This window comes from Aliiroseovarius sp. S1339 (assembly GCF_023195695.1).
Lineage (GTDB): Bacteria > Pseudomonadota > Alphaproteobacteria > Rhodobacterales > Rhodobacteraceae > Aliiroseovarius.
The window spans coordinates 111,166-134,542 of sequence record NZ_JALPQG010000004.1 but is presented as its reverse complement, the minus strand read 5'-3'; the positions used below and the strand labels follow the sequence as shown (position 1 = coordinate 134,542).

Below are 23,377 nucleotides of genomic sequence, written 5' to 3'. Positions count from 1 at the left end.
GGGATAGGTCCTTGCACCCGGCAAGGATCGGCGCAAAGTGGCCAAAACAGGAGACTAACATGCGGAAAACGATTGCGATTTTAGGATTGATGATGGCGGTCGCGTCCCCCGTCTGGGCTGATGGTGACGCAGACGCGCGTCTGACCGTCACTGGTCATGGTATAGCTGAGGTGGAACCCGACATGGCGCGGATCAGCCTTGGCGTGATTAAAGAGGCGGTCGAGGCAGGCGATGCGCTGGATGAGGTCGCCAATGTGGCGCAGGCTGTTTTTGCCCGTCTAAGCGAGGTCGGGATCGAGGCGCGCGATATGCAAAGCTCGCAAGTCAACCTATCGCCAAAATATGACTACAACCGCAATTCGGACGGGCCCGCAAAATTGACGGGCTTTGTCGCCAACACCATGGTGTCCGTGCGGGTGCGCGACCTGACCAAGTTGGGGCAGATCATGTCGGCGGTCACAGCAGACGGCGCCAATCAGCTGAACGGGTTGCAGTTTGACCTGCAAGACCGCCGCCCGACCGAAGACGCGGCGCGGACCAATGCCGTGAAGGACGCGATGGCACGCGCGAAAGTCTTGGCGGATGCTGCGGGTGTCGCGCTGGGGTCTGTCGTTTCGATCCACGAGGGGGGTGGCAGGCTGCCAACACCAGTCTATGGCCGCATGGCGATGGAGGCCGCGCAGTCGGATATGCCGATTGCGGCGGGCGAGCTTGAGATCGGATCGAGCGTGACCATGGTGTTTGAGTTGGAGGAGAAATAGGGTAAGGGGTTGCCAACGCTCAGGATAAACAGGACCGGTACATGTCGGATCAACCACTCCTTACATCACCAATGGAGAAGAAAGTCGCGAAGTATTGGCTCTTCGCCAGTGTCTTGTTTCTTCCGCCCCATTTCTTCGGATTTTCGTTTATCCGATTGTTTGATCTGATTCCCGCTGATGTCTTGTCCGAGATCAAGCAGAACCCGGATGGGATGACGGTGGCATTTTTTTACAGGACTCTAGCAGTTTATGAAGTCGCTGTAGCAATCCTGATCTTGTCTGTCGTTTCCTTGATCTTCTCGGGTATTGCGATTGTGCGCGAGGTGTTGATCACCGTCCTGCCGGTGAAGTGGAGCCGTGGGGGCGGAGCGTTTCTCCAATTTGGTTTGGTGTTTTTTGCCGTAGGGTCGTTTAGCTTCGCAAAAGATATCATCACGGTTAACGAAGCCCTACTGCTGAAAACCGGTGGTCCTTGGGGTGCGGCCGTTCTTGCTTATATTGTAATCATTGGCGGTATTTTCGCCAGCGCGTTAAATCTGCTTAAGCCAGAGCATGTGAGACGGCATATGGAACATTATGAAGAACGGCGATACGGAAAGACACCCAAGACATGACAAAAGGCCGCTGAAACAGCGGCCTTTCTCGTTTGCTATTGCTCGGTCCGACTTAGGCCGTGGCCTTCGCCAGTGCCTGATCCAGATCGGCGATGATGTCAGCGGCATCCTCGGTCCCGATTGAGATGCGCACCACGTTCGGCGCAGCCCCTGCTGCCTCCAACTGCTCTGGCGACAATTGCCGGTGGGTGGTCGAGGCTGAGTGGATGATCAGCGACCGCGTGTCGCCAAGGTTCGCCACGTGGCTGAACAGTTCCAGACTGTCCACCAGCTTGACGCAGGCGTCATAACCGCCCTTGACCGCGACGGTGAACAACGCCCCTGCGCCTTTCGGGCAGACGGTCGCGATGCGGTGCTTATAGGGCGAGCTGTCCAGACCTGCATAGGTCACGGCATCGACGCGCGGGTCCGACTCAAGCCAATTGGCAACCTCAACGGCGTTGGCGACGTGCTTTTGCATGCGCAGCGACAGGGTTTCGATCCCCATCAGCGTATAATGCGCCGCTTGTGGGTTCATGGTCATGCCCAGATCGCGCAACCCGATGGCGATAGAATGGAAGGTGAAGGCCATCGGGCCAAGGGCTTCGGCAAAGACCAGACCGTGATAGGCGGGCTCTGGCTGGCTGAGTGACGGGAACTTGTCCGATGCCATCCAGTCGAACTTGCCCGAGTCCACCACACAGCCGCCCATGACGGTGCCGTTGCCGGTCAGGTATTTGGTGGTCGAATGCACGACCAGCGTCGCGCCCAGCGAAATCGGGTTGCACAGGTAAGGCGTGGCCGAGGTGTTGTCGACGATCAGCGGCACGCCCGCCTTGTCCGAAATCGCGGCAATCGCCGGAATGTCGGTGATATAGCCGCCGGGGTTTGCGATGGATTCGCAGAACACCGCGCGGGTGTTGTCGTCGATGGCAGCGGCCACGGCGGCCTCGTCATCGAAATCGACGAATCTGGCTTCCCAACCGAAGCGTTTGATTGTCTGGCTGAACTGCGTGACGGTGCCGCCATAAAGCCGCGTCGACGCGACCAGGTTCTTGCCCGGACCCATCAAGGGAAACAGCGCCATGATTTGCGCCGCGTGACCGGATGAGCAGCAGACAGCACCCGCGCCACCTTCCAGCGCCGCGATGCGGTTTTGCAGGGCGGCAATCGTCGGGTTGGTCAGGCGGGAATAGATGTAGCCCACCTCTTCCAGATTAAACAGCCGCGCGGCGTGTTCGGCGTCTTTGAATACGTAGGCGGTGGTCTGGTAAATCGGCACCTGACGGGCACCGGTGGCCGGATCAGGCTCGGTGCCTGCGTGGATTTGCAGCGTGTCAAAAGCCAATTGGCGGTCGTCGGACATGAAAGTCTCCCTCGTTTTTGTTGCGCGCAGGCTAGGGGAAAGGGCGCGGGGCTTCAACGGGTCTTGCTGATTGAACTGACCAAGGTCGCGGACATTGGAACCGCATTTACGGCGACGCTTTCGGTTGGTCCTTTTTTCGCCCGCTGCTATGGTTTTCAGAACCTTGTTCCGGAGCGCGCCATGCTGACCCCTTTTCACCTTGCCATCAATGTCACCGATCTGGACGCCGCGCGCAGCTTTTACGGCGACCTGCTGGGGTGTAAGGAGGGGCGATCCACAGACAGTTGGGTCGATTTCAGCTTTTTTGGCCACCAGCTTAGCCTGCATCTGGGCACACCATTTGAGACGGCAGACACCGGTAAGGTCGGCGCGCATATGGTGGCGATGCCCCATTTCGGCGTGGTGCTTGGCTATGACAACTGGCGCGCATTGGCCGACACGTTGGACGCGCACGGAACCGACTGGGTCATCCCGCCCACCGTCCGTTTCGAAGGTGAACCGGGTGAACAATGGACGATGTTTTTTCGTGACCCATCCGGAAATCCGATCGAAGTGAAGGGGTTTCGCGACCTGGATCGCGTATTCACAGAATAGATATGGGCCATACTGCGCAGGTTATTGCGCATTTGGCGCGCAAATCTCCACCGATAATCGACCCTGTAAGAAAAGCACTTGTAATTTCGTTGAAGGACCGCCATGTAATGCCTGCGACGTTACCACTATCGACTACACTGCTCCTAAAGGCTCAGTCTCTCGATCTTGTACTGACTTTGCCGACCTGCCGCATATCGTGGGCAGACTAACTAGGAGAAAAACGATGGCTAATGGAACCGTCAAATGGTTTAACGCAACTAAAGGCTTCGGCTTTATTGCACCCGAAAATGGCGGCAAAGACGTGTTTGTACACATCTCTGCTGTTGAACGTGCTGGCCTGACCGGTCTGGCAGACGACCAGAAAGTGACTTTCGACATCGAGCCCGGCCGTGACGGCCGCGAAAGCGCGTCGAACATCGCTCTGGCGTAAGGTTTTACGACCTATAAGGTTGAAGTTCTCTTCAATCTTTGAAGGCGCATCGGCAACGATGCGCCTTTTTTCATGTGCAGATCAGGGATGTTCGGGGAATTGACGTCTCAGCGCCCAGCCCATACCTGATTAACGCATCCAGAACCCTTCGCGTTTGATCATGTTGCGGATCTTCTGTTCGCGCCGGGGCAGGGCAGAACGATCAAACAGCGCGCGCACCTTCTGGCCGCGCCCCTGAAAGATCATCCGTTTCATCGGATCGTATTCTTTCAGGACTTTCTTGATCTTGTTGGGGGCGGCGGCGGTTTCGATCACCTCGATCACATGGTCGTCTTCGCGGGCATATGCCAGCGGCAGGATGCGCCAATGGCACGTCACATCCCCATCCAGCCCATCAAGCTCCGGCCCCGGTCGGCCGCCACCAAAGCTTGCAATCACAAGCGGCAGGGCGATCTGGTCCAGCCACGGGAATAGCTCCTGACAGACCAGCGCGTCGGGCCGGTCATCGCGGATCGCCAACGCATAGTCGAGGAACCTTTGCCCAAACGCGCGCGGACAGGCACCAAAGAACCAGCCCGCATTGAAATACATGTAACGCTGCCAGTATTCGTCAGGTTGGCTCAGATCCAGCGACGCCTCATAATCGAGGTCAAACTTGTCATAAAGCGATTTCCATGTCGCGCCATATCCGGGGCCGTAAAGCTCTACCTTGGGCCACGTTCCTTCGCGTTTCATCGACGCCGATGGGCGGCCAAAGTCAAACGCCACCTCGGACAATTTGCCGGTGATCACGGTGTCGGTGTCGAAAAAGACAAATGGCTCGCCTTCGGGCAGCACCAGCAGCGCCTCGATCTTGTTGCCATTGGGGTAGTCATGGCCGAAATGATGGTTTTCGAACGGCACGATCTCGGCTCCAAGTGCTTCAAGCGCCTCGCGGATATGCGGTTTGATGCCCGGATCGTTCGGCCAGCGGTCAGATGGCTGCGGTTCGGCAACCAACAAGCGTCCGCCGAAACCGGGATCGGACTGGCGCAAGGTGGCGGCAAACAGCAGTGCTTCATAGGATAACCTGCCAGCTTGACCAATGATGACGATATTGAAATCAGGGCGTGATTTCGCCGATTTCCGGGGGGGTTTGACCATCAGTGCTTTGCCTGCTCTTCTTATTTCAGGCAGTATAGTCAGGAAGCAGGCGAGTCTGAAAGCGTTTCAAGCGCTGTCATGTCGCGTGATAAGGTGTATCATGTCCACGGATCGGCGCAGCTTGTTGTAATGAATGGGTTATCAGGTTTGGTTTGAAGGAGCTGAGTATGGCTAGAACAGCGATCGCAACGATCTTGATGATGGGTTTCGGCGCACCCGCACTGGCGCAGAATTTCACAACGGCCGATGAAGTGCGCCCCATTCTGGACGCCACAAAGGGCAGCTGGGTCGCGGTGCGTGAATATGATGGCAAAGACCTTCTGTATTTTACCCACTTGCTGGCGTGGCGCTGCGGTCTGGACCAGATCCTCTATTCTCTGAATGGGCAGCCGGAAAGGGCCTTCAACGCCGAACCTTGTTACGAGGACGAGCCGCAACCAAACGCCATCAAGGTCGCAGACAAACCGCCATATCTGGAGTTCGATCTGAAATCGATTGACTTGGTTACAGTGCGACTGGTGTTTGATGACGGGGCAGAGTCCATGAAAAGCTATGAGCGTGCCGAGATCATGACACCCTGATCTGACAGGTTTGTGGCCTTTGGCCGCAGCTCAGACCAACCCGCCGAAACCACCAAACCGACCTGCGTGAAACGTCAACGGCTGGCCTTCATTGGTTGTGACCCGGTGCACCCGCCCCAGAACAATAGAATGATCACCGCCGTCGACCACATTTTCGCGCGTGCAGTCAAATCGCGCCATGCAGTGTTCGATCACCGGCACGCCGTGATAATCCACACGATGGTCCAGGTCAGAAAAATCCTCGCCCTGGCGGGCGAACCGTCGGGCAACTTCCACTTGATCGTCACAAAGTAGATGCACGGCGAAATGTTCGGCCGCAACAAAGGCGTCGTGGCGGGCCGATACCTTGGCAGGGCACCATAAAATCAAAGGCGGATCCAGCGAAACCGAGGTGAAGCTGTTCACCGTCATGGCCAGTGGTCCGCGTGGTGTTGAGGTGGTCACAAGGGTCACACCGGTTGTGAACAGACCAAGGGCTGCGCGAAATGCGCCTGCGTGGTCCGGGCTTGGCGTGAAGTTGGTCATGACCCTGCGGTTCCCTGTCATCCTGTGTCGCCGATTGCTGGCAACCGGGTCGTTTCAGGGGCGGACCCTAACTTGCGGACAGATGAGTGAAAAGAGCGAATGACGGCGCGCGCGATCCCCCGGCCGTTTTTCTATGCCCACGTGCTATTCGGCAATTGCAAAGCCCGCAATCAATTGGCGCAGACCAAGTGCTGTGCCCGCAATGATCGCAAGAAATGTCACGGGCGCGCCATAGTACAGGATCGCGAAGGCGGAAAGACCTTGGCCAATGGAACAGCCTAACGCGATTACGGCACCCAGCCCCATGATCGCAGCCCCCCCCATCTGGCGCTTCAACTCGCGGGGATCTTCGCAGGCTTCCCACCGGAAATGACCCTTGAACAGACTGCCGATGAAGGCCCCTGCTAAAACGCCAACCACGCTGCCTACGCCGAAGTTCATCTCGGACCCAGAAGAGGTCATCAGATAGATCAGCGTGTCACCCAGCGGTGCGGAAAAGGTGTGGCTTTCCACGGGGATGGCCGAAAACCCGTTGGCAAAGACCCACGCCGTGCCGCCCCAGCCGATCACGATGGCGAGCCCGGCAATGGCGGCCCAGAAGGCGGTGGCCGGGGCTTGGCGCATTTCTTTGCTGGTGAACATGGCAAGGGTCAGGGCCGCGCCGATCCCCACCCCGATGGTGGGCGCAGATAGCCCCAGCATCGCGCCCAGCTTGATGGAAATCGAGGGCAGGGCGGTCGGGTCAGCAACAGTCTGCGGGAAGGCCAATACACGCAGTTGGGCAAGTGGACCAGAAATGGCGACGTAAGCCGCAAGCCCCATAACCATGACAATAACGAAGGCACGAAGATCACCGCCGCCCAGCCGCGCCAACGCGCCAAAGCCGCAATTGCCAGAAAGTGCCATGCCATATCCAAACAGCAACCCGCCAACGACCGAGGCCACCGGGTTCCAGCCAAGTCGCAGATAGACCGCTTCTTGCGCGGGCAACAGACCTGCGCCGATCAACAGATGCGTGCCAATGATTGCCACTCCGATGGCAATGCCCCACATCCGCATCCTGAGGGACGAGCCCGCATACAGCGCGTCTTCGATCGCGCCCAATGTGCAAAACCGGCCAAGGCGCGCGGATAATCCCAGCAGCACGCCGCCGACAAGGCCGATCAAAGCGGCCAGATTGGCGTCACTGATCCAGTCGAACATGGGTGAATGCTCCTGTATCTTGGCCCGGCACCAGGGGCGTGCCAGCCTATTGGTCAGCGGCGGAGGTCGTGCGCATCTCGTCCCGGCGTCGACGATGCTGCGTGCAAAGCGTCCATGTCACGACATTGAGATTTGCTGCTTACTCAGCCGCTTTTTGTGTATCCGCAGGCTCGCCGACGGAACAAAACAGCTCGTAAATCACTTCAAGGATGCGCCGGGGGCGTTCATCGGTCAAAGAGTAATAGATGGTTTTGCCTTCGCGACGCGGGGTCACAAGGCCTTCCAGACGCAGTCGCGCCAGTTGTTGCGACACGGCGGCCTGACGGGCGCGCAAAAGGCGCTCCAGCTCGGTCACGGATTTCTCGCCGGTGACAAGGTGGCACAGGATCATCAATCGCCCTTCGTGGCTGATCGCCTTCAGAAGGGTCGAGGCGTCGCAGGCGCTAGTCATCATCTTGTCCAGCTCGTCGCTCGTCATGTCCTCGCGGATGACAGGCAATGCCATAATCGGGTCCTCTTCTTTCATAATGCTGTTCGCCTGTCTTATAGATGCGTCGCGTTTTTTGCAATCTAGACGCTTGAACAGTTGATCAATCGTGTTTCGGCGGGCACATGGCCCAACCGGGTGGATTAGTTTGTGGCCTGATCCGGGGCAGGGAAGGCGGCGGGCTTGGTGATATCGGTCGTGGTTGGTGTTTGGTAGCTTGTCTTTTCGATCAACATCTTCTCAAGCAGGCTCCAGAAGAAGTCTTCGCCGGGATAGCCTTGCAAGCGGGCGACCTCGGCCCCGTCTTCGATCAACAGGAAGGTCGGGGTGAAGGTGACAGGGTGATCCAGTGCGAAGCCCAATTCTGCCGGATCACTGTTGCGGCGGACGTCATGCAACTGCACCTTGCGCAGCGGTGCAAACTGGCCTTCCGGGGTCTTGGGATAGATCGCGCCCAACTCGCGTTCCCACTTGGCGCACCACGGGCAGCCGGGTTCTTCGACCATCACCAGTTCGGTGGCCGATGCAGAGACTGCAAAGAGGCCCAGAAGGAAAGTCGCCAAGGCGGTGCGTATACGCGACATGATTTCGGCCCGGTTCGGGAAAAGGTTGACGTTGTTTCAATACAACAACTAATTTGAATATGTACTGATTTCAAGGAAAGCCGATGCTCGACATCTCTTTTGCAGGCGCAGCGCTCGCTGGGCTGTTGTCTTTTTTCACGCCCTGCATCCTGCCGATGGTGCCATTTTACCTGTGCTATATGGCAGGAATTTCGATGAACGAGCTGACGGGCGAGGGCAAGATCAGCCAAGGTGCACAGCGGCGTCTTGTGGTGTCGGCCATCGCCTTTGCCTTTGGTGTGACGACGATTTTCATCCTGCTAGGGCTAGGGGCGACCGCGCTGGGGTCTGTGTTTGCGCGCTACAAAGAGATGCTGAGCTATATCGGCGCGGCTGTTCTTTTGGCCTTCGGGCTACACTTTCTTGGCATTGTGAAAATCCCGTTTCTGTATCGCGAGGCGCGACTGGAAAGTAAGGCCGCCCCCAGCACAATCATCGGTGCGTATCTGATGGGTCTGGCGTTTGGCTTTGGCTGGACGCCCTGCGTGGGTCCGGCCTTGTCGGCGATTCTGATGATTGCATCCGGCATGGGGGATCTGTGGCGTGGCGCGCTTTTGTTGGCGGTCTATGGGTTGGCGATGACCACGCCTTTCGTGATTGCGGCGCTGTTTGCACGACCCTTTCTGGCATGGGCAGGGCGCAACCGAAAATACCTTCCTTGGGTCGAGAAGACCATGGGGGTGATGTTGATTGTCTTTGCGCTTTTGATCGTCACCAACAGCGTCAATGCGATCGGACAATTCATGCTCGACTGGATGCCGTGGTTTGGAAATATCGGTTAAAAAACAGGCTTTTTTGTCATATCCTTAACAGCTTATTATGGCAGGTTCCGCACCCCTTTGCGCAACAAACAAACCGATTCCCTTCGCCGCACCTGCGAATAATTCAAAAATTAGAATTTGATGTTGCGGAAAATACTTCGCATGTTAGGTTACACGAAGTTGTGCATACAACGGTTATGGGAGGTATCATGAAGCGGACAACGATCACGCTTGTCGCCCTGCTTGCTGGGCTTGGAATGGCAAACGCCGAAACGGTGGCGCCTGCAGATGTCATGTTTGAAGAAGGGGCGGTTGCCCAGTCTTTGACAGGTGTCGCTGGCAACCCGATGGAAGGCGCAAAAATTGTATCGACAAAATCACAGGGCAATTGCGTTGCCTGCCACGAACTGACCGATCTGGCCGACGTGCCATTTCACGGAGAAGTGGGCCCGCTGCTGGATGGCGCCGGGGACCGCTGGAGCGAGGCGGAACTGCGCGGCATCATAGCAAATGCCAAGATGACTTTTGAAGAGTCGATGATGCCGTCTTTTTACAAAACCGACGGTTTTATACGTCTGGGCAACGCCTATACCGGCAAGGCCCATGAAGGCGATGTTGACCCCCTGCTGACAGCACAGCAGATCGAAGATGTTGTCGCCTATCTGATGACGCTGAAATAAGCGCCCGGATTGGCACGAAACCTATCTACAGGAGACACAGATGAAATTCACACGACGTGAAGCTCTGGCACTCGGTCTCGGCGCAACCGCCGTCGCCATGTTGCCAATGCGCGCGGCCGCCGCCGCGGACGAGGCGATTGCCGCCTTTACCGGTGGGGCAGACGCGGGCGAGGGCGGGATCACACTGACGGCCCCGGAAATCGCCGAAAATGGCAATACCGTCCCGGTATCCGTTGACGCACCCGGCGCGGTTTCGATCCTGTTGCTTGCAACGGGCAACCCGACACCCGGCGTGGCACAGTTTAACTTCGGCGAAGCGGCTGGCAGTCAAGCGGCCTCGACCCGGATGCGACTGGCAGGCACACAGGATGTGGTCGCCATTGCGAAAATGGCCGATGGCAGCTTTGTGAAAGCGACATCGACCGTAAAAGTCACCATCGGCGGCTGCGGCGGCTAATCAGAGGAGCTTGAAGACATGGCAAAAGGTGTAAAACCCCGCGTGAAGGTCCCCAAGTCGGCAAGTGCTGGCGAAGTGGTGACCCTGAAAACCCTGATCAGCCACAAGATGGAATCGGGCCAGCGCAAAGACGGCGACGGCAACCTGATTCCGCGCTCGATCATCAACCGCTTCACCTGCGAACTGAACGGCAAGATGGTGATTGATGTGACGCTTGAGCCGGCGATCTCGACCAACCCTTATCTGGAATTCGACGCCAAAGTCGATGAGGCGGGAGAGTTTAAGTTCACCTGGTATGACGATGACGGGTCGGTCTACGAAGAAGCGAAGCCGATCGCAGTCAGCTAAGCCTGGCGCAAGGGAGGAATAAATATAATGAAAAAAATTCACGGCATAGCAGCATTGGTCGCTGCCTCGTTCACCGGGGCAGCGGTCGCCACAGCCGATGAAAACGCTGAGCTTATCATCAATGGTGATATCGAAATCGTTACCAAAACCGCCGCGCCCGCACATCTGTCGGACGCACTGGACGAAGTTATGTCTGGCTGGCGTTTCCGGTCCGATCAGACGCAAACCATGCAGATGGATGATTTTGATAATCCCGGCATGTTGGGTGTTGAAAAAGGTCTGGATATTTGGGCTGCAGTTGACGGATCTGAGGGCAAGTCCTGTGCAGATTGTCACGGCGAGGCGGAAGAAATGGCAGGCGTCAAAGCCGTCTATCCCAAATGGAACGAAGAGGCTGGCGAGGTGCGCACCTTGCAGATGCAGGTGAACGACTGTCGCGAAAACCGCATGGGGGCTGAGCCTTGGGGCTATGACAAAGCGGCCGCCGTGGACATTGAGGCGCTTCTGGCGTCTGTGTCGCGGGGCATGCCTGTCAACGTCGCCATTGACGGCCCGGCGCAATCCACATGGGAGCAGGGTAAGGAAATTTACTATACCCGCTATGGTCAGCTGGAGTTGAGCTGTGCGAACTGCCATGAGCAGAACTACGGCAACATGATCCGCGCTGACCATCTGAGCCAAGGCCAGATCAACGGGTTTCCGACCTATCGCTTGAAAAACACCAAGTTGAACGGTGCGCATTCGCGCTTCAAGGGGTGCATTCGTGACACCCGCGCGGCAACCTTCAGCCCCGGCTCGGCCGAATTCGTGGCGCTTGAGCTTTATGTCGCCTCGCGCGGCAACGGTCTGTCGGTCGAAGGTCCGTCTGTCCGCAACTAAATCTTTCGCCCCGTCCAGATTATCTGGGCGGGGCTTCTTTATGTAAACATATTCAAACCACCGCATGAATACCGCGCGCTAAGGCGCTGATGAAAAAGGGAAACCGCACATGATCTCTCGCCGTGATTTTCTTCAGGTCTCGATGGCAGCGTCGGCCTTGTATGGCGCATCAGGCTTCGGCAATTGGGCGCGTTTGGCCGCCCAGCAGGCGCTGACCCAAGACGATCTTCTGAAGTTTGACACGTTTGGCAATGTCAGCCTGATCCACATTACCGACATTCACGCGCAGTTGAAGCCGATCTATTTCCGCGAGCCCGAGATCAATCTGGGCGTGGGCGCTGCCAAAGGGCAGATGCCGCATGTGACCGGCGCAGATTTCCGCAAGGCTTACGGGATCGAGGATGGATCGCCGTCTGCTTACGCCTTGACCTATAACGACTTTTCCGCGCTGGCGCAGACCTATGGCCGCGTTGGCGGGATGGACCGTGTGGCGACCGTGGTGAACGCCATTCGCGCAGAACGTCCCGATGCGCTGCTGCTGGATGGCGGCGACACGTGGCATGGGTCATACACCTGTCACCACACGCAGGGCCAAGACGTGGTTAATGTGATGAACGCGCTGAAACCCGACGCGATGACGTTCCACTGGGAATTCACGCTGGGATCGGACCGGGTGAACGAGATCGTCGAAGGTTTGCCCTTCGCAGCCCTCGGTCAAAACATCTTTGACGCCGAGTGGGACGAGCCCGCCGAGCTGTTCAAGCCTTACAAATTCTTCGAGCGTGGCGGCGTGAAAGTCGCCGTGATCGGGCAGGCGTTCCCCTATATGCCGATCGCCAACCCCGGCTGGATGTTCCCGGAATACTCATTTGGGATCAGGGACGAAAACATGCAGGCGATGGTGGACGAGGTCCGCGCGGCGGGGGCAGAACTGGTCGTTTGCCTGTCGCATAACGGTTTTGACGTCGACAAGAAAATGGCAAGCAAGGTCAAGGGGATCGACGTGATCCTGTCGGGTCACACCCACGATGCGCTGCCTGAACCGGTGCAGGTCGAACAGACCTTCATCATCGCCTCGGGATCGAACTCGAAATTTGTCAGCCGCGTCGATCTGGATGTGCGCGATGGCAAGATGATGGGCATCCGTCACAAGCTGATCCCGATCTTCGCCGACGTGATCACGCCGGACGCGACCATCACCCAACTGATCGACGAGCAACGCGCGCCTTACAAGGCCGAGTTGGAAGAGGTGATCGGCACCACCGACACGCTTCTGTATCGTCGCGGCAATTTCAACGGCTCGTGGGACGACCTGATTTGCGACGCGCTGATCAACGAACGCGAGGCCGACATTGCCATGTCGCCCGGTGTGCGTTGGGGGCCGAGCATTCTGCCGGGGCAAGAGATCACGCGGGAAGATATCTGGAACGTGACCTCGATGTCCTATGGCAAGGCTTACCGCTCAGAAATGACCGGTGAATTCATCCACACGATCCTTGAGGATGTGGCCGACAACCTGTTCAACCCCGATCCCTATTACCAGCAGGGCGGCGACATGGTGCGGATCGGTGGCATGGGCTACCGCATCGACATCACCAAGCCGCAGGGCGACCGGATCACCGAGATGACTTTGCTGAAAACCGGCGAGGCGATTGACCCGGCCAAGACCTATGTGGTCGCTGGTTGGGCCTCGGTGAACGAGGCCACGGAAGGTCCGCAGATTTGGGATGTGGTCGAAAGCCACATCAAGAAACAAGGCACTATCAAACTGGACCCGAACAACTCGGTCACAGTGGTCGGCGCCTGATCTATCACGGCTCTGGGTTACACGGCTCCGGGCCATTTTTACAAGCCTATTCATGCATATAGGCGAATGTTGAGATGTTAGAGGAGAGATGCCAAATGAGTGACAGCTCTACGAAATCGGGCGCATCCCGCCGCGCGTTCCTGAAAGGGGCCGCGGCAACAGGGGCCGCGCTTGGAGCCGCAGGGGCCGCACGGGCCGAAGGTGATCCGCTGATCACCGAGGTGCAGGACTGGGCGAGCGGTTTTGGCGACGGTGTTGATGCAACGCCCTATGGCCTGCCGATTGAGTTCGAAGATGACGTGGTGCGGCGCACTGTGGAATGGCTGACGGCGGACACGATCAGCTCGATCAACTTCACGCCCATTCACGCGCTGGACGGCACGATCACCCCGCAGGGCTGTGCGTTTGAACGTCACCACTCAGGCGCGATCACGCTGAAGAAGGAAGACTATCGTCTGATGATCAACGGGCTGGTCGATACGCCCTTGGTGTTCAGCTATGCCGATCTTGAGCGTTTCCCGCGCGTTACGCGCACATTCTTTCTGGAATGTGCCGCCAACACGGGCATGGAATGGGCAGGCGCTCAGTTGAATGGCGCGCAATACACCCACGGCATGATCCACAATATGGAATATACCGGTGTGACTTTGCGCACCTTGTTGGAAGAGGCCGGACTGGACGCGGCTGGCGATCTGGCAGGCAAGTGGGTTTATGTCGAGGGGGCGGATGCCTCGTCGAACGGCCGCTCGATCCCGATTGAGAAGGCGCTGGACGATTGCCTGGTCGCCTTCAAAGCCAATGGCGAAGCGCTGCGGATGGAGCATGGTTATCCTGTGCGCCTTGTCGTGCCCGGTTGGGAAGGCAATATGTGGGTCAAATGGCTGCGCCGGATTGAGGTGATGGACAAGCCGGTGGAAAGCCGGGAAGAGACGTCGAAATACACCGACACGCTGGAAGACGGCACATCGCGCAAGTGGACATGGACGATGGACGCCAAGTCGATCATCACCAGCCCCAGCCCGCAAATGCCGATCACGCACGGTAAAGGCCCGCTGGTTATCACCGGGCTTGCATGGTCAGGCAACGGCGCGATCACGGCTGTCGATGTATCGCTGGACGGCGGTGTCACGTGGCAAGAGGCGCGGCTGGCCGAACCCGGCAAGCCGATGGCGCTGAGCCGCTTCTATCTGGATATCGACTGGGACGGGTCCGAGATGTTCCTGCAGTCGCGCGCTATGGATGACAGCGGCTATGTGCAACCCACCAAGACGCAACTGCGCGAGGTGCGCGGGTTGAACTCGATCTATCACAACAACGGCATTCAGACCTGGCACGTCAATGCAAACGGGGAGGCGAACAATGTCGAAGTTTCCTAAATTCCTGATGGCGACCGCCATTGCCACCCTGACTGCCGCGCCTGCGATGGCGGAAAAGCTTGGCCTTGGTCGCGCGGCCACCGATGCCGAAGTGGCGGCGTGGGATCTGGACGTGTTCCCCGACGGGTCGAACCTGCCGGAAGGCTCGGGTGATGTGCTGACTGGCGAGACGGTCTTTTCGGAGAACTGCGCATCGTGCCACGGCGAATTTGCCGAAGGAGTGGACAACTGGCCGAAACTGGCGGGCGGCGAGGACAGTCTGGCGGATGAAGATCCGTTGAAGACGGTGGGGTCTTACTGGCCTTACCTTTCGACCACGTTTGACTATGTGCGCCGTTCAATGCCGTTTGGATCGGCGCAAACGCTGTCGGACGACGATGTCTATGCGATCGTGGCGTATATCCTCTATTCGAATTATCTGGTCGAAGAAGATTTCACCCTGTCGAAAGAGACGTTTACCGACGTGGTCATGCCCAATGCGGACGGGTTCATCATCGATGACCGGCCCGAGACCGAGTATGGCACATTCACCGAACGCTGCATGAGCGATTGCAAATCCGGCCCGGTCGAAATCACGCGCAACGTCGTCTTCAAAGGCGACCCGAATGCGGGCGCTGATGCGGGCGAGGTGGAAACCACAGCCCCTGCCGCAACGGACGAGGCCGCAGCCCCTGCCGCCGAAGAGGCAGCACCCATGGCTGTCGCCTTTGATGCCGATCTTGCCGCCGATGGCGAGAGGGTCTTCAAGAAATGCAAAGCCTGCCACAAGGTGGGTGAGGGCGCGAAAAACGGCGTTGGACCCATCTTGAACGGTGTCTGGGGTCGAACCGCTGGCACCATCGAAGGTTTTAAATACTCCAAACCCATGATGGCGGCCGGCGAAGGCGGGTTGGTGTGGGACACGGAAAGCCTGTCGGGCTATCTGGCCAACCCGCGCAATTATCTGAAGGGTAACAAGATGACCTTCGCTGGCTTGAAAAAGGATGCGGATATCGAGGCCGTCCTCGAATTTCTGAAGTCACACAGCCAGTAAGCTGATCAGGCTGCAAGTAGAAGGCGCCGCCGGGACACCAGCGGCGCCTTTTCTGTGCGCGCTATTTGGTAAGTGGGCGTGATCGTGCTAGAATTTTCGAAGGTTTCCAGTCTGCCTGGCGGTCTTTCTAACCCGTCAGTCCAACACAAACTCGCGGGAGGGTCCGATGCGCTTTCTAACAGTAATCCTTGGTGTTCTTGCCTTCACAATGGCGACCAGTGCAACAGCCGCTGAATTGGGCGATGACGGCTTGCACAAGCAGCCATGGTTCACCGACAGTTTTCTTGAAATGTCCGATGATTTGGCCGAAGCCGGGGCGGATGGCAAAGACCTTCTGATCCTGATCGAACAGCAGGGCTGTCCCTATTGTCGCGAACTGCACGAGGTCAACTTTGCCCGTGAGCAAATTGTGTCCCACCTGAATGATAATTTCATGGTCGTGCAGCTGAACCTGTTTGGTGCGCGCGAGGTGGTGGATTTCGACGGCGAGGCCTTGGAAGAACGTGATCTGGCGGTGAAATGGGGCGTCAACTTCACGCCGACCGTGGTGATTTTTCCCGCCGATGCCCCCGATACCAGCACCGCCCGCACAGCCGAAGCCTTCCGCATGCCGGGCTATTTCAAGCCGTTTCATTTCCTGAAATCGCTCGAATACGTCTCGACCGATGCCTATCAGGATCAGGTGTTCCAGCGTTACCTTCAGGATGTGTTCCAGCAGATGGACGAGAAGGGCGAAACGCCTGACGTGTGGTGATCGAAAATTCCAGCCAAATGCACGCATCATGATATGAATATTATTGAGTGCGTCAGGTTAACACGTTACGCTTTTTGCATGCGTTGGATTCGACACATTACGACCTGCTTTGCCGCCTTGGCCGTCACAGCGACACCGAGTTTTGCCAACGAGATCGGGGATGCCGACAAGGGCGAGGCCGTGTTTCGCGAATGCTCAAGTTGCCATTCCGTTGGGCAAGGGGCGAAAAACCGGGTCGGGCCGCATCTGAACAGTCTTTTCGGCCGTCGCGCGGCCGCGATTGAGGGGTTCAACTACTCCAACGGGCTGACGCGCATGGGCAAAGACGGGCTGGTCTGGGACTTTGATCTGCTGGATCGCTATGTCGAAAACCCCAAAGCCTTCGCGTCGGACACGCGGATGGCGTATAAGGGGTTGAAAGACGCGCAGCAACGCACTGATTTGCTTGCATTTTTGCGCAGGTATTCCGATGATCCAAGCAACATTCCGGAAGCCGCGCCGACGGCTGCGGGCACCGATCATTCGGTCGACCCCGCCATCCTCGCCATTCAGGGCGACCCGGAATATGGCGAATACCTGTCGTCGGAATGTGTGTCGTGCCATCAGCTGGATGGTGATTATGACGGTATTCCGGGCATTATCGGCTGGCCGGTCGAAGATTTCGTGGTCGCCATGCACGCCTACAAGGACAAGTTCCGGCCCCATCCCGTGATGCAAATGATGGCGGGTCGCCTGTCCAATGACGAGATTGCCGCCCTGGCCGCCTATTTCGAGGCCGCAGGATCATAGCAGGACAAAAAAGGGGCTGGCCGAGACGGGCCGGCCCAACGCGAACGGTGCGCGCGGACCTCGCACCAAACCGGGAGGAATTCGTATGAAACTGAACAGACGTCTATTCATGGGTGGGGCTGCGGCGGGGGCGGCTGTCGCGACGTTGTCGGCACCAATGGCGCATGCCTCGACCGACGGCAAACCTAGGGTGGTTGTTATCGGCGGCGGGGCTGGCGGGGCAACCGCCGCGCGTTACATCGCCAAGGACAGCAACGGCGAGATCGATGTGACACTGGTTGAGCCGACGCGCAGCTATTACACCTGTTTCTTCTCGAACCTCTACATGGCGGGCTTCCGCGAGCTTGGGTCGATTGCGCACAGCTATGGCAAGCTGGCGTCCGAGTTCGGGGTCAACGTGGTGCATGACTGGGCGGTCGGGATTGACCGCGAGGCGCGCACGGTCACGCTGGCCGGTGGGGCGACGTTGCCCTATGACCGCCTGATCCTGTCGCCCGGCATTGATTTTGTCGATGGCGCGGTCGAGGGCTGGGATGTCACCCAGCAAAACAAGATGCCCCACGCCTATAAGGCCGGGTCGCAATCCGAGCTTTTGAAGGCGCAGATCGAGGCGATGCCCGAAGGCGGCACGTTTGCAATGGTCGCCCCACCCAACCCGTTCCGCTGCCCGCCGGGGCCGTATGAGCGGATCTCGATGGTGGCGCATATTCTGAAGGAAAAGAACCCGACCGCGAAGATCATCATCGCCGACCCGAAAGAGAAGTTTTCGAAAATGGCTTTGTTTCAGGAAGGTTGGGGTCGGCACTATGACGGCATGATTGACTGGATCGGGCCGGATTTCGGGGGCGGCAACGTCTCGGTCAATCCGGACACGATGACGCTGACCATTGATGGCGAGGAAACCAAGGTCGATGTCTGCAACGTGATCCCCGCCATGAAGGCCGGGCGTATTTGCGAGATTGCAGGCATCACGGATGGCAATTGGGCACCGGTGAACCCACACACCATGCAAAGCCGTGTGGATGAAAACATTCATGTGCTGGGCGACGCCAGCCATCAGGGCGACATGCCCAAGTCCGGCTTCGCCGCCAACAGTCAGGCCAAGGTGGCCGCGATGGCGGTGCGGTCCGCACTGACGGGATCAAAGCTGTTCCCGGCCAAGTTCACCAACACCTGTTGGTCGCTGATCGACGCAGACGATGGCGTCAAGGTGGGCGCAAGTTACGAGGCGACGGATGAAAAGATCGCCAAGGTGGATGGGTTCATCAGCCAGACCGGCGAAGATGCCACATTGCGCAAAGCCACCTATGAGGAAAGTATTGGCTGGTATGCCGGAATTACCTCGGACATGTTCGGCTGAGTTTGTTGCAAACATTCGTCAGAAAGAATATGTTTTGAACAATGGCGGGGGCGGGCAATCTGCCCCCGGTGCAATCAAAGGTCAGGGCAGGGGCCTTGCCCGCGAAACGTCAAGGAGAGCCTCTTATGAAAAGTCTGCTGACCCTCATCCTGTCCGCTGCCCTATTGGCCGCGCCAGCTTTAGCTGACAACCACACCATGCAGGAAACTGACAATGCCATAACCTATGCGTTTGACGGCGCGTTTGATGACGCGACCTTCGCGGTGGAATCCGCCATCGTCGGCAAGGGACTGGTCATCGACTATGTCAGCCATACCGGTGCGATGCTGGAGCGCACGAAGGCTGATGTCGGTTCGGATGTGACCATCTATGATGGGGCGGACATATTCCTGTTCTGCTCAGCACAAATCAGCCGCGAGGTGATGGAGCCCGACCCGATGAACATCGCCTTCTGTCCTTACGGTATCTTTGTAACCGATAAGGAAGGCGAGGTTCGCGTCGGGTATCGCAAATATCCTGACGGCGACATGCAGAAAGTTCAGGCGCTTCTGGACGAGATCGTGCAAGAGGCCGTTGCGAACTGAAAACAGCCGAAACCCTTGTAAAATCATGCCCCGCGTGCCCGAATGGCAGGCGGGGTTTTTTCGTTACGTGACGGCAGGAAGAAAAAACATTCAAAAAAACGAATGTAAAGCTTGTAGCCGCGCGTGACCCACCCTAATTTAGCAATGCGAACGAAAAACTTGGTGAGGCAGGACATGATCGAAACCGAATTCACACCTCTGGCATCCACACTTGGGGGCGCGCTGATTGGCTTGGCCTCGGTGCTTCTAATGTGGCTGCGCGGTAACGTGTTTGGCGCAACGGGTATTTTGGCCGGTTTTTTGCAACCCAGCAGCTCGACCGACTGGTCGTGGCGCGCCGCCTTACTGGCCGGCATGTTGACTGGCCCGCTTGTCTATCTGTCCCTTACCGGGGGCTTTCCTGAAATTCAGGTGCCTGTCTCGACCTTGTCGATGATTGTGGGTGGCCTGATTGTTGGGGTCGGCGTCACATATGGCTCTGGCTGCACCTCGGGGCACGGGGTTTGCGGCATGGCCCGCTTTTCGCCGCGCTCGATCGTGGCGACGCTGACTTTCATGGCGGGCACCGCGCTGATGGTCTTTCTGACCCGTCACGTCATTGGCCTGTAAGGGGAACGACAGATGAAACTTTTCCTGACATATGTTGTTGGCTTGGTCTTCGGTCTTGGGATTTCAATCTCGGGCATGGCAAATCCTGCTAAGGTCTTGAACTTCTTTGATTTTGCCGGGACGTGGGACCCAAGCCTTGCCTTTGTGATGGGGGCGGCCCTTCTGGTTGCAGCACCAGGTTATGTGCTTGTTTTCAAACGCGAGAAGCCGGTTTTCGCTGAAAACTTTAAGCTGCCCGGCACCCGGCTGATCGACCGCAAACTAGTGCTGGGGTCGTTCACCTTCGGGATTGGCTGGGGCCTGGCAGGGTTCTGCCCCGGTGCCGCATTGCCGGTGATTTCGACCGGCAACCCATCGGTTCTGATCTTCACCGCGTCTATGGTTGCAGGCCTGTTTCTGGCCCGCTGGGTGATCGCAAACACCGCGCGCCGCCGCGACCTCGCGCAAGCAAACTAATCATTGGGCGCCGAGCGCGCCCGCGCAGACTGGAAAGGACATGTCATGAGCGACTATCCCGTCAACACCGCCCTCAAACCAGAGGTAAAAGCCTTCTTTGAGGAGGATTCCAACACCATTTCATATGTGGTGAAAGATCCCGACTCGAACGCGTGCGCGGTGATCGACAGCGTGATGGACATCGACTATGCCGCTGGCCGTATCACGCATGATCATGCCGATGAGATTATCGCCTATATCAAGGCCGAGGGACTTGATCTGGAATGGCTGATCGAAACCCATGTTCACGCCGACCACCTGTCTGCCGCGCCCTATATCCAGCAGCAGTTGGGCGGCAAGATCGGTATTGGAAGCCAGATCACCGTGGTGCAGGAAGTTTTCGGCAAGGTCTTTAACGAAGGCACCGAGTTCCAGCGCGACGGCAGCCAATTCGACCGGCTGTTTGAAGATGGCGACACCTACAAGATCGGCACGATGGACGCTTTCGTGATGCACACGCCCGGCCACACCCCCGCTTGCATGGTGCATGTGATCGGCAATGCAGCCTTCGTGGGCGATACGCTGTTCATGCCCGATGGTGGATCAGCGCGGGCCGACTTCCCCGGCGGGGACGCGGGCGAGCTTTATGACTCGATCCAGAAGGTGCTGGCACTGCCCGATAAAACGCGGCTATTCATGTGCCACGATTATGGCCCCAATGGGCGCGACATTCAGTGGGAAACCACAGTGGCGGATGAAAAAGCGCACAACATCCATGTGGGTGGTGGCAAAACCAAAGAGGAATTCGTGAAGTTTCGCACCGAACGCGACGCCCAGTTGGACATGCCCCGCCTGATCATCCCTTCGCTTCAGGTCAACATGCGCGCAGGCGACATGCCGCCCGCGGATGAGGATGGCAAAACATTCCTCAAAGTGCCCGTGAACACGCTTTGAGCCGATGCTTAGAAAGGCAGAACAGATGCAAATGAAGAAACTGGATGACCGGGTCACGGTTGCCCCGCAGATCACCGTGGGCGACATCCCGGCCATTAAGGCGGCGGGTTTCACTGTGGTCATGTGCAACCGCCCTGACGGGGAAGAGGTGGGCCAGCCAACTTGGGCCGAAATCAGTGCCGCTGCCGAGGCCGCAGGGCTTGCCACATCATTCCTCCCAATGTCGAACCGGGAAGATGCGTTTGCCGTCATGGACGAGTTTCGCCGCGTTGTGGACGAAGCGCCGGGTCCGGTCTTTGCCTATTGCCGGTCGGGCGCGCGCTGCGAAATCCTGTGGATGACCGCACAAGCCAACGCGTAAGCTTCAGGGGCTAACCCGCGCAATCAACTTAGGAAAACGCTCATGAAACCCGAGCTGACACCGGCGGCGCGCGGCGCGGCCCTCAGGCGCTATGTGCCCATTCTGGATTGGGGTGCGCGGTACGACAACGCTGCACTGACCTCGGATCTGGTGGCGGCGGTGATCGTGACGATCATGCTGATCCCGCAATCGCTTGCCTATGCGCTGCTGGCGGGTTTGCCGGCCGAGATGGGGCTTTACGCTTCAATCCTGCCGCTGGTGGCCTATGCGATCTTCGGCACCTCGCGCGCCTTGGCGGTGGGTCCGGTGGCGGTGGTCAGCCTGATGACGGCGGCCGCTGTGGGCAATCTTGGGTTGGACAACCCTGCCGAATACGCCGCCGCCGCGATCACGCTGGCGTTTCTGTCTGGCCTGATCCTGTTGGTGATGGGCGTGTTTCGGCTGGGATTCCTCGCGAATTTCCTGAGCCATCCTGTGATCGCAGGCTTCATCACGGCCTCCGGGCTTTTGATTGCCACCAGCCAGTTGAAACATATCCTCGGGGTTGAGGCGCATGGGCATTCTTTGTTTGAGCTTCTCGGCTCGCTTCTGTCGCATGTCAGCCAAACCAACTTCATTACATTTGCCATCGGGGCGGCGTCTGTCGTGTTTCTGTTTTGGGTGCGCAAAGGTTTGAAACCATTGCTGCTGTCGCTGGGCCTTGGCCCGCGACTGGCGGAAGTTTTGGCAAAGGCCGGACCTGTCGGTGCAGTGGCCGTGACGACGCTGCTCAGCTGGGGGTTTGACCTGCAATCAAAGGGGGTGGCCATTGTTGGCGACGTGCCACAAGGCCTGCCGCCGCTGACACTCCCCAGCTTTGATGCCGACCTTTGGACCAGCTTGTTTGGCTCGGCGCTGCTGATCTCGATCATCGGGTTTGTCGAAAGCATCTCGGTTGCGCAGACGCTGGCTGCCAAGAAGCGTCAGCGCATCGTGCCGGATCAGGAACTCGTGGGGCTGGGGGCGTCGAACATCGCAGCGGCCATGTCGGGCGGCTATCCCGTGACAGGCGGGTTTGCGCGGTCGGTCGTCAATTTCGACGCAGGCGCGGAAACCCCGGCGGCCGGTGGGTTCACCGCGATCGGCATCGCCGGGGCTGCGCTGTTCCTGACGCCGCTTCTGTTCTTCCTGCCCAAGGCCACGCTGGCCGCGACCATCATTGTCGCCGTGCTGAGCCTTGTGGATTTTCACATCCTGCGCGCCACATGGGCCTATCACCGCGCGGATTTCACCGCCGTTCTGGCAACCATCCTGCTGACCCTCAGCTTTGGAGTGGAAATTGGCGTGTCGGCAGGCGTGATCCTGTCCATCGTGCTGTATCTTTACAAAACCTCGCGGCCTCATATTGCCGAGGTCGGGCTGGTCCCCGGCACCCAGCATTTCCGTAACATCAAACGCCACAAGGTTCTGACCCACCCGGAACTGGTGACGCTGCGCCTGGACGAGAACCTCTATTTCGCCAACGCGCGGTTTATCGAGGATTACCTGCTGGCCCGCGTCGCGAAGGGCGGCATCAAGCATGTGGTGCTGATGTGTTCGGCAGTGAACGAGATCGACCTGTCCGCGCTGGAAACGCTGGAAGAACTGAACCGGCAGTTGGGCGACGCTGGCATCACGCTCAGCTTGTCAGAGGTTAAAGGCCCGGTGATGGATCGTTTGAAACGCATAGATTTCCTCGAGCATCTGACCGGTTGCGTGTATCTGACCCAGTTTGCCGCCATGCAGGCGTTGGGGCCTGTGAACGGGGCTGTGCCGATCAGGACGGGGCAGGGCGACGCTGCGTAACATAGGGGCACCTTCCGGAGTTTATTGAACGCTTGTGCAATTCTTGCTATGTCGCAGCAG

Annotated in this window: 28 protein-coding genes; 22 read left to right on the top strand and 6 right to left on the bottom strand. The window is 58.1% G+C overall.

The window, feature by feature from the left end; all coding sequences use genetic code 11:
* Positions 1–59 precede the first annotated feature (59 nt).
* Together MUY35_RS07350 and MUY35_RS07345 are read left to right on the top strand one after the other, a co-directional pair.
* Positions 60–761, top strand: coding sequence for an SIMPL domain-containing protein (locus tag MUY35_RS07350; protein ID WP_248365132.1), 702 nt, complete (start codon positions 60–62; stop codon positions 759–761).
* A gap of 41 nt (positions 762–802) precedes the next feature.
* Complete coding sequence (locus MUY35_RS07345) at positions 803–1,375, top strand: hypothetical protein (protein ID WP_248365118.1); 573 nt, start codon at positions 803–805, stop codon at positions 1,373–1,375.
* A 52-nt stretch (positions 1,376–1,427) separates the two neighbouring features.
* Here MUY35_RS07345 and MUY35_RS07340 read toward each other — a convergent pair whose 3' ends face one another.
* Positions 1,428–2,720 carry an O-acetylhomoserine aminocarboxypropyltransferase/cysteine synthase family protein gene (locus tag MUY35_RS07340; RefSeq protein ID WP_248365116.1) on the bottom strand — a complete coding sequence of 431 codons (1,293 nt, stop codon included), beginning with the start codon at positions 2,718–2,720 and terminating at the stop codon, positions 1,428–1,430.
* Positions 2,721–2,900: 180 nt separating this feature from the next.
* Here MUY35_RS07340 and MUY35_RS07335 point away from each other — a divergent pair, with 180 nt between their 5' ends.
* On the top strand, positions 2,901–3,314 hold the full coding sequence (locus tag MUY35_RS07335; protein WP_248365114.1) for a VOC family protein: 414 nt from the start codon (positions 2,901–2,903) through the stop codon (positions 3,312–3,314).
* 223 nt (positions 3,315–3,537) lie between these two features.
* The gene (locus MUY35_RS07330) at positions 3,538–3,744 is read left to right on the top strand and encodes a cold-shock protein (RefSeq protein ID WP_248365113.1); all 207 of its coding nucleotides are present in this window, start codon (positions 3,538–3,540) and stop codon (positions 3,742–3,744) included.
* A 129-nt stretch (positions 3,745–3,873) separates the two neighbouring features.
* On the opposite strand, the gene MUY35_RS07325 is transcribed toward MUY35_RS07330, so the two are convergent.
* The gene (locus MUY35_RS07325) at positions 3,874–4,887 is read right to left on the bottom strand and encodes a hypothetical protein (protein ID WP_248365112.1); all 1,014 of its coding nucleotides are present in this window, start codon (positions 4,885–4,887) and stop codon (positions 3,874–3,876) included.
* A gap of 167 nt (positions 4,888–5,054) precedes the next feature.
* Between MUY35_RS07325 and MUY35_RS07320 the strand changes: the two genes are divergently transcribed.
* Positions 5,055–5,468, top strand: a complete 414-nt coding sequence (locus MUY35_RS07320) for a hypothetical protein (protein ID WP_248365111.1) — start codon at positions 5,055–5,057, stop codon at positions 5,466–5,468.
* 30 nt (positions 5,469–5,498) lie between these two features.
* Here the strand turns inward: MUY35_RS07320 and MUY35_RS07315 are convergent, their stop codons facing one another.
* From MUY35_RS07315 to MUY35_RS07300, 4 genes are all read right to left on the bottom strand, one after another.
* The gene (locus MUY35_RS07315) at positions 5,499–5,993 is read right to left on the bottom strand and encodes a flavin reductase family protein (RefSeq protein WP_248365110.1); all 495 of its coding nucleotides are present in this window, start codon (positions 5,991–5,993) and stop codon (positions 5,499–5,501) included.
* Positions 5,994–6,137: 144 nt separating this feature from the next.
* Complete coding sequence (locus MUY35_RS07310) at positions 6,138–7,196, bottom strand: YeeE/YedE family protein (RefSeq protein ID WP_248365109.1); 1,059 nt, start codon at positions 7,194–7,196, stop codon at positions 6,138–6,140.
* Positions 7,197–7,335: 139 nt separating this feature from the next.
* Positions 7,336–7,701 carry a metalloregulator ArsR/SmtB family transcription factor gene (locus tag MUY35_RS07305; protein ID WP_248365693.1) on the bottom strand — a complete coding sequence of 122 codons (366 nt, stop codon included), beginning with the start codon at positions 7,699–7,701 and terminating at the stop codon, positions 7,336–7,338.
* 125 nt (positions 7,702–7,826) lie between these two features.
* Complete coding sequence (locus MUY35_RS07300; protein WP_248365108.1) at positions 7,827–8,267, bottom strand: thioredoxin fold domain-containing protein; 441 nt, start codon at positions 8,265–8,267, stop codon at positions 7,827–7,829.
* An 83-nt stretch (positions 8,268–8,350) separates the two neighbouring features.
* Here MUY35_RS07300 and MUY35_RS07295 point away from each other — a divergent pair, with 83 nt between their 5' ends.
* The 17 genes from MUY35_RS07295 to sulP all read left to right on the top strand — a co-directional run bounded on the left by MUY35_RS07295 (position 8,351) and on the right by sulP (position 23,317).
* Positions 8,351–9,088 carry a cytochrome c biogenesis CcdA family protein gene (locus MUY35_RS07295; RefSeq protein ID WP_248365107.1) on the top strand — a complete coding sequence of 246 codons (738 nt, stop codon included), beginning with the start codon at positions 8,351–8,353 and terminating at the stop codon, positions 9,086–9,088.
* Positions 9,089–9,276: 188 nt separating this feature from the next.
* Positions 9,277–9,747, top strand: a complete 471-nt coding sequence (gene soxX / locus MUY35_RS07290) for a sulfur oxidation c-type cytochrome SoxX (protein ID WP_248365105.1) — start codon at positions 9,277–9,279, stop codon at positions 9,745–9,747.
* Positions 9,748–9,787: 40 nt separating this feature from the next.
* On the top strand, positions 9,788–10,204 hold the full coding sequence (soxY, locus tag MUY35_RS07285; RefSeq protein WP_248365103.1) for a thiosulfate oxidation carrier protein SoxY: 417 nt from the start codon (positions 9,788–9,790) through the stop codon (positions 10,202–10,204).
* A gap of 18 nt (positions 10,205–10,222) precedes the next feature.
* Positions 10,223–10,552 (top strand): thiosulfate oxidation carrier complex protein SoxZ, encoded by a 330-nt coding sequence (soxZ, locus tag MUY35_RS07280; protein ID WP_248365102.1) that lies wholly within the window; start codon positions 10,223–10,225, stop codon positions 10,550–10,552.
* A gap of 27 nt (positions 10,553–10,579) precedes the next feature.
* Positions 10,580–11,431 (top strand): sulfur oxidation c-type cytochrome SoxA, encoded by an 852-nt coding sequence (soxA, locus tag MUY35_RS07275; protein ID WP_248365100.1) that lies wholly within the window; start codon positions 10,580–10,582, stop codon positions 11,429–11,431.
* Positions 11,432–11,540: 109 nt separating this feature from the next.
* On the top strand, positions 11,541–13,238 hold the full coding sequence (gene soxB / locus MUY35_RS07270) for a thiosulfohydrolase SoxB (RefSeq protein ID WP_248365079.1): 1,698 nt from the start codon (positions 11,541–11,543) through the stop codon (positions 13,236–13,238).
* A gap of 95 nt (positions 13,239–13,333) precedes the next feature.
* A complete protein-coding gene (gene soxC / locus MUY35_RS07265) occupies positions 13,334–14,614 on the top strand; it encodes a sulfite dehydrogenase (protein ID WP_248365074.1) in 1,281 nt (426 codons plus the stop codon).
* Positions 14,598–15,647: a c-type cytochrome gene (locus MUY35_RS07260; protein WP_248365073.1), complete on the top strand. Its 1,050-nt coding sequence runs from the start codon at positions 14,598–14,600 to the stop codon at positions 15,645–15,647. Before soxC ends, MUY35_RS07260 begins: the two co-directional genes overlap by 17 nt.
* A 166-nt stretch (positions 15,648–15,813) precedes the next feature.
* Positions 15,814–16,401: a thioredoxin family protein gene (locus MUY35_RS07255; RefSeq protein ID WP_248365071.1), complete on the top strand. Its 588-nt coding sequence runs from the start codon at positions 15,814–15,816 to the stop codon at positions 16,399–16,401.
* Between the two features lie 78 nt (positions 16,402–16,479).
* Positions 16,480–17,190: a c-type cytochrome gene (locus tag MUY35_RS07250; protein WP_248365069.1), complete on the top strand. Its 711-nt coding sequence runs from the start codon at positions 16,480–16,482 to the stop codon at positions 17,188–17,190.
* An 85-nt stretch (positions 17,191–17,275) separates the two neighbouring features.
* Complete coding sequence (locus tag MUY35_RS07245; protein ID WP_248365068.1) at positions 17,276–18,550, top strand: NAD(P)/FAD-dependent oxidoreductase; 1,275 nt, start codon at positions 17,276–17,278, stop codon at positions 18,548–18,550.
* A gap of 125 nt (positions 18,551–18,675) precedes the next feature.
* A complete protein-coding gene (locus MUY35_RS07240; protein ID WP_248365067.1) occupies positions 18,676–19,134 on the top strand; it encodes a DUF302 domain-containing protein in 459 nt (152 codons plus the stop codon).
* Positions 19,135–19,308: 174 nt separating this feature from the next.
* Positions 19,309–19,743, top strand: a complete 435-nt coding sequence (locus MUY35_RS07235; protein WP_248365066.1) for a YeeE/YedE thiosulfate transporter family protein — start codon at positions 19,309–19,311, stop codon at positions 19,741–19,743.
* 12 nt (positions 19,744–19,755) lie between these two features.
* Positions 19,756–20,199 carry a YeeE/YedE family protein gene (locus tag MUY35_RS07230; protein WP_248365061.1) on the top strand — a complete coding sequence of 148 codons (444 nt, stop codon included), beginning with the start codon at positions 19,756–19,758 and terminating at the stop codon, positions 20,197–20,199.
* Between the two features lie 45 nt (positions 20,200–20,244).
* The gene (locus tag MUY35_RS07225) at positions 20,245–21,132 is read left to right on the top strand and encodes an MBL fold metallo-hydrolase (RefSeq protein ID WP_248365059.1); all 888 of its coding nucleotides are present in this window, start codon (positions 20,245–20,247) and stop codon (positions 21,130–21,132) included.
* 25 nt (positions 21,133–21,157) lie between these two features.
* Entirely contained in the window at positions 21,158–21,493 is a 336-nt protein-coding gene (locus tag MUY35_RS07220; RefSeq protein ID WP_248365057.1) for a TIGR01244 family sulfur transferase, read from the top strand.
* A gap of 42 nt (positions 21,494–21,535) precedes the next feature.
* Complete coding sequence (gene sulP / locus MUY35_RS07215) at positions 21,536–23,317, top strand: sulfate permease (protein ID WP_248365055.1); 1,782 nt, start codon at positions 21,536–21,538, stop codon at positions 23,315–23,317.
* Positions 23,318–23,377: the final 60 nt, after the last annotated feature.